The 15,695-nt window shown below is 34.9% G+C and carries 14 protein-coding genes; 4 read left to right on the top strand and 10 right to left on the bottom strand.

Annotation, left to right across the window (positions count from 1 at the left end; genetic code table 11):
• Window positions 1–2 precede the first annotated feature (2 nt).
• The 4 genes from E1750_RS11995 to E1750_RS11980 all read right to left on the bottom strand — a co-directional run bounded on the left by E1750_RS11995 (window position 3) and on the right by E1750_RS11980 (window position 2,035).
• Complete coding sequence (locus E1750_RS11995) at window positions 3–320, bottom strand: type II toxin-antitoxin system RelE/ParE family toxin (RefSeq protein WP_133277006.1); 318 nt, start codon at window positions 318–320, stop codon at window positions 3–5.
• A complete protein-coding gene (locus E1750_RS11990; RefSeq protein ID WP_133277005.1) occupies window positions 311–553 on the bottom strand; it encodes a hypothetical protein in 243 nt (80 codons plus the stop codon). The genes E1750_RS11995 and E1750_RS11990 overlap by 10 nt, the downstream gene beginning before the upstream one ends.
• A 155-nt stretch (window positions 554–708) precedes the next feature.
• The gene (locus E1750_RS11985; protein WP_133277004.1) at window positions 709–1,440 is read right to left on the bottom strand and encodes a DUF2625 family protein; all 732 of its coding nucleotides are present in this window, start codon (window positions 1,438–1,440) and stop codon (window positions 709–711) included.
• A gap of 4 nt (window positions 1,441–1,444) precedes the next feature.
• A complete protein-coding gene (locus tag E1750_RS11980; protein ID WP_133277003.1) occupies window positions 1,445–2,035 on the bottom strand; it encodes a thymidine kinase in 591 nt (196 codons plus the stop codon).
• Window positions 2,036–2,136: 101 nt separating this feature from the next.
• Here E1750_RS11980 and E1750_RS11975 point away from each other — a divergent pair, with 101 nt between their 5' ends.
• From E1750_RS11975 to E1750_RS11960, 4 genes are all read left to right on the top strand, one after another.
• On the top strand, window positions 2,137–3,078 hold the full coding sequence (locus E1750_RS11975; protein ID WP_133277002.1) for a hypothetical protein: 942 nt from the start codon (window positions 2,137–2,139) through the stop codon (window positions 3,076–3,078).
• A complete protein-coding gene (rsmI, locus tag E1750_RS11970; protein ID WP_133277001.1) occupies window positions 3,071–3,775 on the top strand; it encodes a 16S rRNA (cytidine(1402)-2'-O)-methyltransferase in 705 nt (234 codons plus the stop codon). Before E1750_RS11975 ends, rsmI begins: the two co-directional genes overlap by 8 nt.
• A 2-nt stretch (window positions 3,776–3,777) precedes the next feature.
• Window positions 3,778–4,125 carry a HopJ type III effector protein gene (locus tag E1750_RS11965; protein ID WP_133277000.1) on the top strand — a complete coding sequence of 116 codons (348 nt, stop codon included), beginning with the start codon at window positions 3,778–3,780 and terminating at the stop codon, window positions 4,123–4,125.
• A 188-nt stretch (window positions 4,126–4,313) separates the two neighbouring features.
• Complete coding sequence (locus E1750_RS11960) at window positions 4,314–4,919, top strand: superoxide dismutase (RefSeq protein ID WP_133276999.1); 606 nt, start codon at window positions 4,314–4,316, stop codon at window positions 4,917–4,919.
• A 107-nt stretch (window positions 4,920–5,026) separates the two neighbouring features.
• Here the strand turns inward: E1750_RS11960 and E1750_RS11955 are convergent, their stop codons facing one another.
• From E1750_RS11955 to porZ, 6 genes are all read right to left on the bottom strand, one after another.
• Entirely contained in the window at window positions 5,027–5,635 is a 609-nt protein-coding gene (locus E1750_RS11955) for a lipoprotein signal peptidase (protein WP_133276998.1), read from the bottom strand.
• Between the two features lie 139 nt (window positions 5,636–5,774).
• Window positions 5,775–6,155, bottom strand: a complete 381-nt coding sequence (locus tag E1750_RS11950; RefSeq protein ID WP_133276997.1) for a TraR/DksA family transcriptional regulator — start codon at window positions 6,153–6,155, stop codon at window positions 5,775–5,777.
• A gap of 7 nt (window positions 6,156–6,162) precedes the next feature.
• Window positions 6,163–9,576 (bottom strand): isoleucine--tRNA ligase, encoded by a 3,414-nt coding sequence (gene ileS / locus E1750_RS11945; RefSeq protein ID WP_133276996.1) that lies wholly within the window; start codon window positions 9,574–9,576, stop codon window positions 6,163–6,165.
• Between the two features lie 236 nt (window positions 9,577–9,812).
• Complete coding sequence (gene recO / locus E1750_RS11940) at window positions 9,813–10,526, bottom strand: DNA repair protein RecO (protein WP_133276995.1); 714 nt, start codon at window positions 10,524–10,526, stop codon at window positions 9,813–9,815.
• Window positions 10,527–11,814: 1,288 nt separating this feature from the next.
• Entirely contained in the window at window positions 11,815–13,371 is a 1,557-nt protein-coding gene (locus E1750_RS11935) for an NAD(P)/FAD-dependent oxidoreductase (RefSeq protein WP_133276994.1), read from the bottom strand.
• Window positions 13,372–15,669 (bottom strand): type IX secretion system anionic LPS delivery protein PorZ, encoded by a 2,298-nt coding sequence (porZ, locus tag E1750_RS11930; protein WP_133276993.1) that lies wholly within the window; start codon window positions 15,667–15,669, stop codon window positions 13,372–13,374.
• Window positions 15,670–15,695 lie beyond the last annotated feature (26 nt).

Genomic DNA, 15,695 nt, shown 5'->3' with positions numbered 1-15,695 from the left:
CATTATTTTGTTCTTTTAACTTTTAAAGGTTCTTGGCGACAATCGAAAACATCCCAGATTTCTATTTGGTTTTTATCTAGATTTATCCAATATATAATTTTGTAATTACTGTAAATAAATGATCTGAATTCTCTTGAACTCCCTTTTAATTGTTGCTCAATATGTCCTAAATAGGGCTGATTAGTTAGCCGTTTTACTTCGTCGGTGATTTCTTGAGTGATTTTTTTTGCAACAGCTATTTTCGCGCTTCTTTTCAGAAAAACATAAATCGATTTAACCTCAATTTTAGCTATATCTGTCCAATAGATTTTTAATCCCATTTTTCAATTTCAGCTAAAAAATCATCCATTTCAGTAAGTCTTCCATTGATGGAATCTTGTTCAGATCGGTCAATCCTTCGATTTAAATCTTTAGTAGTCATCGTTTTGAAAGACTTTTCCTTAATTGAAATTTGTTCCTTTTTCAAATATTTTTCCAAGCGAGAAATAACCTCTTCGCTTTGAATAGAGAGAAATTCTTGAACAAATGCTGTTTTTCTGGTTTGTAAGTCCATAGTAATTTAGTTTACTTCAAAGTTATAAAAAATAGAATTGGAATGGAATTAATTTATAAAATTATATTGAAACATAGAATTTTATAAGAAAAAAATTGCTTTTTACTAACAATCCTCTTAAAAATATTCAAAATTGTAAAAGAAATTTTTTCAAACTATTTAGGAAATTGATTCTGCAAATCATTATATAATGTCCATAATTCAGAAATTGGGACAAGATTTTTGGTCACACTATTAATATCTTTACCTTCCTCTGTAAATAAGTATGGATAGAAACTATAGGATTTGTCAAAGTCGGTAATATTGAAGGATTTGTCAAATGTTTTCCATTTAAAACCCGAATAAAACTCATTTATGTCTTTTGAAAAACAGAAAACTAAAAAATCTGAATAATTTAAATCAAGATTTTCCCATTGTAGGGTGTCAGGCGCAAAATAAAATACTTTTCCTAAATATTCGGAAGAAAAAGAACCTCCGTTTATGGCAAAAAAACCGCCAAAAACGTCATCGGCAATTAATAGAAATTTAGGTTTTTCCTCTTGTGAAAAAGATTTATTTCTATTCCACTCCATTAAACCACGATTAAGTTTTACGTTTCCTGAACCTAATATTCGAATAATTCCGCTTTCTATAATAATGCCCCCAGTTTCAAATATTATAGCACCCATTGGAGATTGTGTTGTAACTTGAGCGGTTTCGATTTCAATATTCGCCCTGACAATGTCTTTCGGCAAAACAACAACTTTAACTTCAGCATTTTTTATCCAATTTTGAACAAGTTTCCAGGCTGATTCATTGGTGTTTGTTAATTCGAACAAAGTTTTTTTATTTTGTCCTAATGTGATTAAAGGGATAAAAATTAAAAAATATAGTAATTTAGTTTTCATAAATCTATTTCTCGTCGTCTTTCTTCATCGCATAAAAATAAGCAGCACGACTCAAAGGTTCGTATTCTTCAGTCTCGCCGAGCATTACGAGTTTGTCATTGTCGGTTTTTCTAAAACTGTAATTGGCCAAATTCCCTGTTCGAGTACAAACAGCGTGTACTTTGGTCACATATTCGGCGGTGGCCATTAAGGCAGGCATTGGCCCAAAAGGATTGCCCTTGAAATCCATATCCAATCCAGCCACAATAACACGAATACCTTGGTTGGCCAAATCATTACAAATTTTCACGATTTCGTCATCAAAAAACTGCGCTTCGTCAATGCCAACCACATCACAACCTTGCGCCAAAATAGCAATATTGGCGGCGGCCGGAACAGGCGTCGAGCGAATTTCATTGGCATCGTGCGACACCACCATCTCATCGTGATAACGCGTGTCTATTTCGGGTTTGAAAATTTCCACTTTTTGTTTGGCAAATTGCGCTCGCTTGAGTCTGCGAATGAGTTCTTCGGTCTTGCCCGAAAACATTGAACCGCAAATAACCTCGATCCAACCAAATTGTTCTTTATGATTTACTGTATTTTCGAGAAACATTTTGTATTTTTCTGCCTTTAAAAAGGATTTGTTTTTATTACTTTGTAACGAAACAAAAATATTAAAAAAGACAGACCGTATTCACTATAATTTCAAAAGTTATGAAGAAAAAATTGGAAGCCGACTTGATAAGCATTGCACACCGAGTTTTGCAAATGAAAAACAAATCTGACATCAATCAATTGTGCATTGAAACTAGAAAACTGTATGAAAAATTGACTGTTTTACAATTCGTCGAAGAGCATTTCGAAGGTGTAAAACCAACAATAGGTCAGGCAGAAGTCGTAGCAAAAATGAAACAATTTTTCGAAGAAAATCACCTAGCCGAGGTGAAGCCTGCGATGTCAAAACTAGAGGCTGTTGTCGAAAATGTCGTTGAAGTTGAAGCAGATCTAGAGGAAACCAACGACGATGAAATTCTGGAAGATGAAATAACACCATCTACTGAAGTTGAATTTAACGAACTTGAACCAGATGAAGAGGGTGAAGGTGAGGAACTAGCAGAGGAAGAAACAACTGCATCGAACGAAGTTAATTTTATTCCTGCTTTTGAATTAGATATAGAAGCCGAAGACGAAGTTCCTAGTCCTAAAAAAGAGGAAGCAGTGCAAATATCATTTGAAGATTTTTTAGGAGGCAATTTTGATGCTACGCATTTTGTCAAAGTAGATCCACTTGAGAACATTCCAACAGCCATTGTAATTGAAAGTCCATTGGAGTTGGAGCCAGAATTGAATTTTGAAAAACCCGCTATCAATAACGCCGATGCAACTGAGGCAAAAATAGTTTCATTGAATGAAAAACTATCCCAAGGAATTGCTATCGATTTAAATGACAGAATTGGTTTTGTGAAAAATTTATTTGGCAATAGCGAGGAAGATTACACCCGAGTTTTGAACCAATTGATCACCTATGATAACTTTTCTGAAGCTAAAGATTTTATCTTAGAAATGGTAAAACCTGATTATGAAGATTGGGTTGGGAAAGAAGAATACGAAGCGCGTTTTATGGAAATCATTGAGAAAAAATTCTCTAATGGGTAAATTATTTATTGTTCCAACGCCTATTGGCAACCTCGAAGATATGACTTTTCGAGCCATTCGGATTCTAAAAGAAGTCGATTTGATTCTGGCCGAAGACACTCGAACTAGTGGAAAATTGCTAAAACATTTCGAGATTGGCACGCATATGCACAGCCATCACATGCACAACGAGCACAAAACGGTCGAGCACTTAATCTCGCGTTTGAAAGCCGGAGAAACCATTGCGTTGATTTCTGATGCAGGTACACCAGCGATTTCCGATCCCGGATTTTTATTGACTCGTGCGTGCGTCGAAAACAAAATCGCGGTAGAATGTTTGCCTGGAGCAACGGCTTTTGTACCCGCTTTGGTCAATAGTGGTTTGCCGAATGATAAATTCGTTTTCGAAGGATTCTTACCAGAAAAGAAAGGAAGACAAACCCGATATTTAGCCCTTGCAGAAGAAACTCGCACGATGATTTTGTATGTTTCACCGCATAAATTGGTTAAAACTTTGGCGGAGTTCATCACTTATTTTGGCGAAGACCGTCAAATTTGTGTTTCGAGGGAATTATCAAAACTACACGAAGAAAATCTGCGAGGAACGGTTCGCGAAGTCTTAACCCATTTTGAAAATAAGCCACCAAAAGGAGAAATTGTGGTGGTGGTTGGAGGGAAAATTGTAACTAAAGATAATAAAAAAGAAAGAGAAGAATAGCAATGAGCATAGCATCCTTTTTAGAAAAATTAAAACAAACCCCAAACGCGATTACATTCCCCGAAACCATTGCTGTAATCGAAGAAAATTACGATTTTACCCCAACCACTTTCGCTAACGGAACACAACACAATGCAGCTGGAGAAAATTCAGGTTCTTGTAAATTATTTGCTTTTGCCAAATTGCAAAACTTGTCACAAACCGAAACCTTGGCTTGTTTTGGAGCCTTTTATTTTGAGGAAGTTCTAGAAAATCCAGAAGGAACCAACCATCAAAACATTCGCAATTTTATAAAAACAGGCTGGGACGGAATTCAATTTGAAGGAGAAGCTTTGAGTTTGAAAGCATAACAATCCATCGTTTCCACGCATCAGCAATAAGTCTCCTTAAACAGCTGAAGAGCAAATAAAATTGCTTTGTACCAAGGAATAACACTATCAAATAATTTAATAAAACTATAACGAAATAGAATTTCCTTTTCAAAGTTAATTGTTTAATTTTGAAGGAAAATTTTATAAACCAATAAACATCAATAATTATGGCTTTCGAATTACCACAATTACCTTATGCGTATGACGCACTAGAACCACATATCGATGCGCGCACGATGGAAATCCATCATACTAAACATCATAATGCTTATATTACCAATGTTAATGCTGCAATTGCAGGAACGGACTTGGAAGGTAAAAACATTGAAGATATCTTAAAAAACTTGGATATGAAAAATATGCCTGTTCGTAACAACGGCGGTGGACATTTCAATCACAGTTTGTTTTGGACCATTATGTCACCAAACGGTGGCGGTTTACCAACAGGAGATTTAGCTGCTGCCATTGATAGCGATTTGGGTTCTTTCGATGCTTTTAAAGCGGCTTTCGCCAAAGCGGGAGCAACTCAATTTGGTTCAGGATGGGCTTGGTTGTGCGTGAAAGACGGAAAACTAGAAGTTTGCGGAACGCCAAACCAAGACAATACTTTGATGCCAGGTGTAGGTTGTGGCGGAACTCCCATTTTAGGAATGGATGTTTGGGAACACGCTTACTACTTGAACTATCAAAACAGAAGACCAGATTATATTGAAGCTTTCTTTAATGTTATCAATTGGGATGAAGTAGCAAGAAGATACGCTGCTGCAAAATAAAGCCCTTAACCCCCGAAGGGGGAATTTAAAAAGGCAAGAAGAAAGAATGACTCTTTTCTCTTGCCTTTTATTATTTATTGTAGATTTTGTTTGAAAACCAAAAAATCCTAATGTTGCTGATGAAACGCTTTTTTGTTGAAAACAATTAAAATCCCTACGCCTATTGATATTGCCATATCGGCGACATTGAAAATAGCATTGAAGAATTTGAAATGGTTACCCCCAATAATCGGTAGCCAATCCGGCCAATTCCCTTCGAATAAAGGAAAGTAAAGCATATCTACCACTCGACCGTGAAACCAAGTCCCATAAGGTTTGTCTGTAAATAAAGTAGCTAAATGTCCGTAGCTATCATCAAAAATAACTCCGTAAAAAACTGAGTCAATGATATTGCCAAATGCACCAGCCAAAATCAACGAAATAGCAACTATCAAATAATTGGAACTGTGTTTTCTTTTGACCGAATCCCAGAGCCAATAGCCAATTCCTGTTACGGCCACTAAGCGAAAAACCGTAAGAAATAGTTTTCCGTATGCACCAGGGATTACGGTACCCCAAGCCATTCCTTCATTTTCTATAAGTAGGATTTTGAACCAATTGGTGACATCAATTTGCCCACTTTCGCCGTAAATGAAATTGGTTTTAATGTATATTTTAGACAACTGATCAACAAATAAGATGATAAAAACGATCAGATAAGCTTTTCGTAATGACATTTTGTAAATTTTAATGGCGCAAAAATAGGTAAATTCTAAAAATTAAATTACAAATCTTGAAGAAATCCCAAAAAAGAAATTCCAAATTCCAATGGGTTTGGTTTGGAATTTGGAATTTCTTTTTTGGAATTTGAAAAAATTATCGTTGCAAATTTTTTGCTTCGATACTCATTGTTGCGTGAGGAACAATCAGTAATCTTTCTTTGCTGATTAGTTTTCCTGTTACTTTACAGGTTCCATACGTTTTATTTTCTACACGGAAAAGCGCGTTTTTCAGGTCGCGAATAAATTTTTCTTGACGGATTGCCAATTGTGAATTTGCTTCTTTCGACATCGTTTCGCTTCCTTCTTCGAAAGCTTTGAAAGTAGGCGAAGTATCGTCGGTTCCGTTATTTAAATCGTTCATATAAGCACTTTTTATCAAATCCAAATCGGCTTGTGCTTTGTGTATTTTTTTTACGATAAGCTCTTTGAACTCTGCCAAATCGGCGTCTGAGTATCTTGCAATTTCATCTATCATTTTCTAATTATTTTGTAATGGTTATTTTAGTTTTTATATCGTCGAATTCTATTTCTGTTCCGTCTTCTACAATTTCTTCAAAAACCAAAGCTTGCGATAAGGTTTCTGATTTGATATAGGCTTCGTTTGTCTTAACCGCCCTTTCTAATTCTGCATTTTTTTGCAAATGAACTTTAATTTTATCTGTCACTTCAAAACCCGAATCTTTTCGGAGGTTTTGTATTCTGTTGACTAATTCCCGGGCAATACCTTCTTGTTTTAATTCGTCCGAAATGGTTATATCCAGCGCGACCGTAATTCCGTTGGAGTTAGCCACCAACCATCCTTCGATATCTTGTGACGAAATCTCCACTTCTTCTTGTGATAAAATTATACTATTTCCTGAAATAACAATACTTAAGCTCCCCTCCTTGTCTAATTGATTGATCTGAGCAGCTGATAAAGATTGTATCTCTTTGGCAATCAATCCCATATCTTTGCCAAATCGTGGGCCAAGTGCTTTGAAATTCGGTTTAATTTGTTTCACCAAAATCCCTGAAGCATCATCCAAAAGCACGATTTCTTTGACATTTACTTCGGCTTTTATGAGGTCGGAAACAGCTTCAACTTCGGCTCTAAAACCTTTGTCAAGTACCGGAATCATTACCTTTTGCAGTGGCTGACGTACCTTAATCATTTCCTTTTTTCGAAGTGATAAAACCAATGAGGAAATGGTCTGTGCCTTCTGCATTTTGCTCTCCAACGATTTATCAACAAAGTTTTCAACTGAAATAGGAAATGTAGACAAGTGTACCGAATCAAATTTTTCGTCCCGAAGCGTCGGGATCGTTGCCATAATCAAATCTCTATAGAGCTTGTCCATAAAGAACGGAGCTACAGGAGCGCCTAGTTTACTTACCGTCAATAAACAAGTATATAATGTTTGATATGCTGCAATTTTATCTTGTGCGTAATCGCCTTTCCAAAAACGACGACGACACAAACGCACGTACCAGTTGCTCAAATTTTCCTGTACAAATTCTGAAATGGCACGAGCCGCTTTGGTTGGTTCATAATCGGCATAAGCTTCGTCCACCACTTTTACCAATGTGTTTAACTCTGAAATAATCCAACGGTCGATTTCTGGTCTTTGGTTTAGTGGGACCTCTTCTTCTGCATAAGTGAAATTATCGATATTGGCATATAATGCAAAGAAAGAATAAGTGTTGTATAATGTTCCGAAGAATTTACGACGAACCTCAGCAATTCCTTCGATATCAAATTTCAAATTGTCCCAAGGATTTGCATTCGAAATCATATACCAGCGCGTGGCATCTGGACCGTATTCCTTTATTGTTTCGAATGGATCTGTCGCATTACCTAAACGTTTGGACATTTTTTGTCCGTTTTTGTCTAAAACTAAACCGTTTGAAACTACATTTTTATAGGATGGCTTGTCAAAAACCAAGGTTGCGATAGCGTGCAAGGTATAAAACCAACCTCGAGTTTGATCTACTCCTTCAGCTATGAAATCAGCTGGGAAGTCTTTATTTCCATCAATTTTGTCTTTATTTTCAAAAGGATAATGCCATTGTGCATAAGGCATTGAACCGGAATCGAACCAAACGTCAATCAAATCGGATTCGCGCTTCATTGGTTTTCCGGAAGCCGAAACCAAGGTGATTTCATCCACCACATTTTTGTGCAAATCAACTAAATCATAGTTCGCATCATCCATATTTCCAATTTCGAAACCTTTGAAAGGATTTTCCTTTTGGAAACCTGCAGCGATAGATTTTTCGATTTCATTGTATAATTCTTCAACAGAACCGATTAACATTTCTTCTGTACCTTCTTCGTTTCTCCATATTGGCAACGGAATTCCCCAAAAACGAGAACGCGACAAGTTCCAATCGTTGGCGTTTTTCAACCAATTCCCGAAACGTCCTTCTCCAGTTGCTTTGGGCTTCCAATTGATGGTTTCGTTCAATTCGAACATTCTGTCTCGAACTTCCGTGATTTTGATAAACCAAGAATCTAGTGGATAATATAAAATTGGCGTGTCGGTTCTCCAGCAATGTGGGTAACTGTGCACGTATTTCTCCACTTTGAACGCTTTATTTTCTTCTTTTAACTGAATGGCAATTTCCACATCGGCAGAACGTTCTGGAGCGTCGGCGTTTGAATAATATTCGTTTTTGACGTATTTGCCAGAATAATTTCCTAAACCATCGATGAATTTTCCTTGCAAATTTACTAATGGAACTGGGTTTCCGTTTTCATCTAAAACCAACATTGGTGGCACTTCGGGAATCGCTTCTTTGGCTACTTTGGCATCATCGGCACCAAATGTTGGCGCGGTGTGTACAATTCCTGTTCCATCTTCGGTAGTCACAAAATCTCCTGAAATTACTCGGAAAGCATTTTCTGCATTTTGGTATGGCAAAGCCAATTGCATCAATTGTTCGTAACGAATTCCAACTAAATCAGCGCCTTTACATTCGGCTAGGATTTGGTATGGAATTTTCTTGTCTCCTTCTTTGAAATTTTCAAAATCGGCAGCTTCATTACTAGGAAAAAATCCTTTTCCAAATTGCTTCCCAACCAAGTTTTTAGCCAAAATTACTTTAACAGGACGGAAAGTATATTGATTGAAAGTTTCAACTAAAGCATAATCGATTTTTGGACCAACGGTCAAAGCGGTGTTTGATGGCAAAGTCCAAGGAGTTGTCGTCCAAGCCAAAATATGAATATCACCAAATCCTTGAAGAAAACTCGGTAAAGTTTCGTTCAATGTTTTGAATTGGGCAACTATCGTAGTGTCCGTTACATCACGGTAACTTCCTGGTTGGTTCACTTCGTGAGATGACAAACCTGTTCCTGCTTTTGGCGAATACGGCTGAATCGTGTAGCCTTTGTACATCAAATCCTTGTTGTAGATTTGCTTCAAAATCCACCAAACGGTTTCCATATACTTGGATTTGTAAGTCACATACGGATCTTCCATATCCACCCAATAACCCATTTTTTCGGTCAAATCGTTCCACACATCGGTGTAACGCATCACGGTTTTTTTGCAAGCTTCGTTGTATTCAGCTACAGAAATAGTTTTTCCGATATCTTCTTTGGTAATGCCTAAAGTGGCTTCAGTACCCAATTCTACAGGTAATCCGTGTGTGTCCCAGCCTGCTTTACGCTTCACTTGGAAACCTTTTTGGGTTTTATAGCGACAAAAAATATCTTTGATGGCACGTGCCATCACGTGGTGAATTCCAGGCAATCCATTGGCCGAAGGAGGGCCTTCAAAAAATACAAATGGTAGGTTGCCTTCTCGAGTGGTGACACTCTTTTCAAATATGTTTTCTTTTTTCCAAAAATCAAGGACTTCTGAAGCCACAGTAGGCAAGTTAAGTCCTTTGTATTCAGTAAATTTTATGCTCATTTTATCCTTTTCTTTAATCGCGGTGCGAAAGTAAGGAATTTTGATTTATTGACCATAAATTTTAGGGTTTTTGTTTGCCACAAAAACAGGAAATCAATGAAATGAAATTAAAATTTTGATTGCAGATTTTTGATTAACGATTCTTGATTGCAGATTTCCGTGAACCTGATAAATAGAAGTTTTTTTACCAACAAAATCTACAATCAAGATTCGTTAATCTGCATTCAAGAATCATTTCAAGAAAAAATTTCTTTTAAAACCTCCAAAGATTTTGGTTTTCGGAAACCATCGAGATGGAAGGTGTAATAATCAATCAAGATTTTCAGAAGGATTTGTCTTTCGATCACGTGAAAGATTTTTTGGTCGTTGTCAAATTTTAAAACAATGAGTTTTTTGAAGAGATTGGTTTCGTGTTCTGTCAACGAACCAAGACCGTGAAATGGGGTGAAAACACCTTCATTGGCATCAAAAAAAGGGAATTCCATTTCGGAAATATCTGGATAAAAACCGAGATATTTGGTCGTTTCAAGCAGTAGAATCAGGTGAAAATTAGCCATTTCATCGTGATTGTCGAGCCAGATTAAAGCGGTTTCTAAAAAGGTAAAAAGAGGTTCATTTTTTTCTTCTTCGTGAATGGAATGGTGCAAAATTTCGGAAATAAACATCACAATCGTACTTTTGAAAATATTGGAATGTATGGATTGAAATGGTGTAGCAATTTTAATTTCCTTGAAGTTTTCTAATGTTCCTTTGTTTTTATGAACCGCTTCAATTTCGAGAATAGTCAACGGTTGGAAATAAGCTATTTTTTGGTTGGATTTTCTAGAGGAAAACGCGTCGCGAACAAAATATGTTTTCAAACCACTGGATTGCGTAAAACATTTTACAATCAAGCTTTTCTCTTGGTATTTAAGAGAAGAAAGGACGATGGCTTTGGTTTTGACTAGCAATTTGAGGTTTTTTGATTTGAAGTCTTCGATTTACATTGTATTCCTAAAATAGCAAAAACTATCAATATTCCCTGAAAAGGCATCATATATCTGGAACAATTTACAGGCCCAGAAACCAATATATAATAGCCAAATAATACTATGAAATAATAGATATTATAGATCAATTTATTGAAAAATACGTATTTTAAAAAATAAAACCATTTGATACAATTTGTCAAAAAAATTGGAATTAAAAACAAATAAACGAATACAAATTTATTTTTGAATGCAGCCCAAATAGGTTTGTCGTTGTTTAATATTTCCAAAAAGCCTTGACGTCCAGTTTCTCTTTCAAAAAAGGTCATTAAATCAAACCTTCCTGGATCAAAAACACCTCTGATTGCTGTATAAAAATGATAAAAAAAGTATTGAACAAAGTTTTTCTTTATTTCGTTAGTTGCGATTTGTTTGAGGTAACTATTTTGTTCTTTAAAACTTTTCCCCACATATTTTTTATCATTATAAACGGAGTTCAACCACAACTCGGCTTGTTCTTTGGATTGGGTTGAAGACTTAAAATAATACAAATTATAGTCTATTAAATTTGCGTTTTCAATTGAGGAGAAATGTCTATATCCTGTTGTGTTTTTATTAAAATTTAAATAGAATTGCAGACAAATTATTGGTAAAAACAGCCAAAAACTAAACACCTTATTTTTTATCATATAAACCAAAAAGAATATAAGGTTTATATAGATAAATGGATAAAAAATGGGCTTTGTAAAGGCTAATAAAACCGTGATTATTTGAATATAAGCAAAATTATTTTGGGTCCATTTTTGAGAAAGCAACCAAAAAAGCATTGTTAGAAATAACATTACTAACCATTCTGACATCAGCAGTTGGGCGTAGATAAAAATAGACGGAGTAAATAAAAAGAGAATCAACAGGTTATTAGTGAGTTGAATGTTAAACTGTTTTAATATTTTAAACAGTATAAAAGTATTGAAAAGACTCAAAATAGTTTGAAAAACAACTACAAACACAGGATTGAAATCAACGAAAAAAGACAAGAAAAAAGGGTACACAAAAGGTCTTCTTGTATATAATTCTGGATGATTTGAATGCTCAAAATAAGTAAAATTTCGAATTGCTTTTGCAACTTCAAAATATTCGTAAGAATCAGTCAAAAAATAAATATTAGAAACCATTCTTGCTATAAAAAAAACGAAATACAAAACACTAATTATTAGAAATAATTTTTTTTCGGATTTAGTAAAATCATTTTTTGAAAATAGCATTGTTTTTATTTTTGTTCGTGATATTCTTCTTCGGTATTTATTGACCAAATATTAGATTTATCCTTATGGTTATTTATTATGTTTTGAACGGCTTGCATCGCTGTGAGCATAGAATGATCTTGATTATTGTATTTATGCATTCCGTTTCTTCCTACCAAGTAAAGATTTTCAATAGAATCGGTAAAATTCCTTATTTCATTAAACTCAGAATAACTCCCAAAATAGGCAGGATAGGTTTTTGGAACTTTAATCACTTTGGCATCCAAAACATTTTCAACTGAATTAATAAAACCTAATTGTATCATTTCGTCGCTAGCAAATTGTATCATTTTGGATTCGGAAAAATGCCAAAGATCATCGATTTCATTGCAAAAATATTCTAAGCCCACCCAAATTTTAGTGCTGTCATTAACCATAAATGGACTCCAATTATTAAACACTTGAAGTCGTCCCACTTTCACATAAGATTCCTGAATATAAATCCAATTATCCTCTAGTTTAAAATTGATTTGGTTTAAAAGTAAGCCAACAGTAACAAAATCACGATATAGTAAGCCATTTGCTACTTCTTTTACTTTTAAGGGAACAGGGCAACTCAAACCTTTTATTAATTCTTGTATTGGCATAGTAGAGATGCAGTAATCACAGGCTATTGTTTCCTTTTCTTTGGTAAACCTGTTTTCTACAATCACACTAGTAACCTTATTTTTATCTATATTTATGGCTGTTATTTTGCTGTTTTGCTTTAAAATTGCACCTTCATTTTTTGCTTTTTCGGCGACAGTTTCCCACATTTGTCCTGGCCCATATTTAGGATACAAAAAATATTCTATTAAGGAAGTTTCGGTATGTTTTTGACTTAAATCACTTTTGCTGTTTCTAAAAATATTTTTGACCGCATTGGTTAGTGTTTTAGTAATAGACAATCCTTTTATCCGTTGTGCACCCCATTCAGAACTAATTTCAGAACAAGGAACTCCCCAAACTTTTTCGGTATAATCTTTAAAAAACGTTTTATATAATCTGTTACCAAACCGATTAATAAAAAAATGTTCAAGTGTAATTTGTTTTTTAATGGGAAAGAAAACCGCTTTAGCATAACTTAAACCTATTAAAAATGTATTAAAAAATCCAAGGTTTAAAATAGTTTGAAAGGACAAACTAATGGGGTAATCAAAAAATTTATTGTTGAAAAAAATTCTAGATTTTCTTTTTCTAACTAATAATATGTTGTCGTCTTTGTCAGAGATATTACTTTCTTCAATTTCAATTTGTTTTGATTTGTTTTGATACGAGATTTGAATTGAAGCGTTATCTGAATATATGGGCAGAATTTCTTGCCACCAATCCATAACAATCTCAGATTTTGAAAAAAAACGATGTCCCCCAATGTCTATTCGGTTTCCATTATGATTTTCGGTTCTAGAAATTCCTCCCCAAAACTCACTCATTTCTATAACGATAGGCAAAACATCTGAATGTTTTATGAGTTCATAAGCTGCTGTTAGTCCAGCGGGTCCACCGCCAATTATAACAGCTGTTTGTTTTACACTATTTGGCATTTATCTTATTATCATTATTTTTTTTACTTTAGTTTCAATACCATCTTGTGCCGAAATAAAAACCATATACACTCCAGAAGCCACTTTGTGTTTTCCAAAAGCAGTGGTATCCCATTCAATTGTTCCACCTTCGGAAGTGGTTTCATAAACTAAATTTCCTTCAATATCGGTTATTTTTACAGTAGCTTTATCTATTAATCCTGATATTTTTACTGTTCCCTCATATTCTGGTCGAACAGGATTGGGATATACAAATACACTATTTAAATCTTCATTGGCTCCTGTAGCTACTCCTTTGAAAGAAACCATTCCTTTTGATGTGGCAATAAAAACTTCGCCTGTTGTACTATTTATATCAATATCATTTATGGCATTACTTGGTAAAGGCGAATTGGTTTCTGTAAAATGATATTTGGTTTCCTGTCCGTTTGGCGAAACTAGAAATACCCCAGAATCAGCTGTGCCAATCCATTTATTATTGGCTCCATCTACAACTATATCAGTAATAAATTGTTCGTACATCAATTCTTGAGCTAAATTATCCTCAAGAATGATAATTGCTTTTGTTGTTAATTGATCCTCTGTCAAAAAACTATTTACATTAGACAAAACTCTTAATCCCTTTGTAGTTCCTATCCAAAGTTGATTGTTGTTATCTAGTGCAGCCACTCGAACATCAGTAGTTGGTAAATTTCCAGTGTCTGTGCCAATTGTAATTTTTTTAAAAACATTGTTTTTTTCGTTAAAACCAACTAGACCATCTTTATCTGTTGCTATCCATTTTGTGCCATTATTATCGATAGACAATCTATTATAATTAGTTCTTGAACTGTCCATTAAAATTTTATCTAAAGAAAAGCTTTGCCATTGACCTGAAGTAGTTAGTGTTTTAAGTCCATTTTTTATCAAACTATTGGTAATCCATAGATTACCAGATTTATCAAATGCTGTCCCATTTATTCTAATGTCAATATAACTTGGATTTGGCGGCACAAGTATAAGTGATTCCAACCCGCTATTGGTCTGATTGTATAAAATTTTTGGTTCATCATCAACAATTTTTAGTAAACCAGAGAAAAAAGAACTGACATATATTTCGTTCTCTTTTGCAGGATTCACAGCTACTCTTACCATTGATTTTGCTCCAAATACTTTTTCGTAAGGAATATTCAACCATCCATTTTCGCCGTATTTACTAATCCCGTAGCTGTCTAGTCTGTAAGGATTATAAAATAAATCATAATCACCATAAACTGCCCAAACTGAAGTTGTAGCCACTTGAAAAGCAAAAATATTATTCCTTGCAGGACCCGAAGGCTTTGTGTTTTTTAGTGCTGAGGACACTGAAATGGATGTGCTATAAATACCACTATCTGTAGTACCAACATAAATGATATCATCTATAGTTGTGGCACAGCTAAAACTCACTGTTGCATCAACGACTTGATTGCTATTAATCTGACGAACAAGAACCAATTGTTGGTTATAAACATAGACGCTAGTTGGGGTCGTAATAACTAAATATGAACCAGAATTTCGCATATCGACTGCCGCTTGTGGCAGTTGTAAATAGCTGATAAACGAATTGGATCCTGCATTGTATTTGTGAATATTTCCGGCACTATTTATCGCTATAAGTTCTGTAGTGAAAGCCTCTACACTCGACCAACTGCCAGTGGCAATCTGTGACCATTGATTAAAATCGATTAAATTTTTATTAGTAATATCGGCTCTTCTTATACCGTCTATCGTAGCTGCATACATAAAACCATTAAAAACTGTGGTTTGTGTAACTCGTATTTCGGACCCATTATTCCCAATAAAATAAGTATCTCCAAATAGCAATGTAGCTAAATTAAATTGCACGATTCCGAAATCGCAAGAAACATAGACAATCCCTTGGTATTCCATAAAATGATTGATACGTTTTAGGTTGGCTGGCAGTTGTTTGTTAATAATATCTACAATATTGAGCATACTCCCATCGGCTTGATTGATAACAATCAACAATCCATTTTCATAGCCGACTAGGGTTTTGTTGGACGTAGGACTGTAATACAAGGACGTAATGGTTTGTCCTGAAAGCCCGTCGATGGTGGTTGTGGTTTTAATTTGATTGGTGCTCAGCTGATTCGAAAACAAGGCATTTTCCGAGGCAGCCAATACAAAGGTTGACGATTGCGAAATATCTTTGATATCATTGTACGAGAAATAGCCTTGCCAAAGCAGCGTGTTTTGGGCGAAACCTATTTGCAAAAAGAGAAGCAGTATAAGATATCGAAATCTGTTTTTTGTCATTATGAATTCTATTTCGTTCACAAATA

It is taken from the genome of Flavobacterium nackdongense (genome assembly GCF_004355225.1).
In the GTDB taxonomy this organism is placed as follows: Bacteria; Bacteroidota; Bacteroidia; order Flavobacteriales; family Flavobacteriaceae; genus Flavobacterium; species Flavobacterium nackdongense.
Note: the sequence above shows the minus strand (reverse complement) of the source record. Positions and strands in the feature narration are given on the sequence as shown.